Annotated in this window: 1 protein-coding gene; it reads left to right on the forward strand. The window is 62.3% G+C overall.

Going from position 1 to position 536, the window contains the following annotated elements; translation table 11 throughout:
- On the forward strand, positions 1-536 hold a 536-nt coding region (locus ACSHWJ_RS15980), incomplete at both ends, for a hypothetical protein (RefSeq protein ID WP_432540110.1).

A 536-nucleotide genomic window follows, 5' to 3' on the forward strand; every position in this document is an offset into this window, starting at 1 on the left:
ACGGCGACTCAATTGGTATTGGGTAAATGGACACTGCTCAAGACCGCTTTGCAGTTCGGGCCGCTGGCTCGAGCCGGAGGGGCTTTGCGCGCCGTTGGTTCGGCGGCGCTTGGCGCCGGTCGCACCCTGGGCGGGATTTTGTTTTCCGGTCTTCGGCTCGCAGGCATCGCCGCACTGGGGTTTGGGCGCAGCATTGCTAGCCCCTTGCTTTCTGGCCTTCGTTTGGTCGGTTCGGCCGCGGCTGGATTTGGTCGTATCCTGATCGGTTCGTTCCTTTCCGGCCTTCGCTTGGCAAGTACGGCTGCGGTGGGGGCCGGTCGCATTCTGGTCGGCTCATTGCTCTTTGGGCTTCGACAGACAGGTGCCGGCGCGCTGGGGCTCGGACGGATTCTTGGTGGCACATTGATTTCCGGTCTCAAGCTGGCGGCTCAGGCCGTTATGTTCCTCGGCCGCGCACTACTGTTCACGCCCATTGGCGCAGCCGTTGCCATCATCGCCGGAGCGGCGTTCCTGATCTGGAAAAACTGGGATGCATT

This window comes from Methylococcus sp. S1M (assembly GCF_051295855.1).
GTDB classification, from domain to species: Bacteria; Pseudomonadota; Gammaproteobacteria; order Methylococcales; family Methylococcaceae; genus Methylococcus; species Methylococcus capsulatus.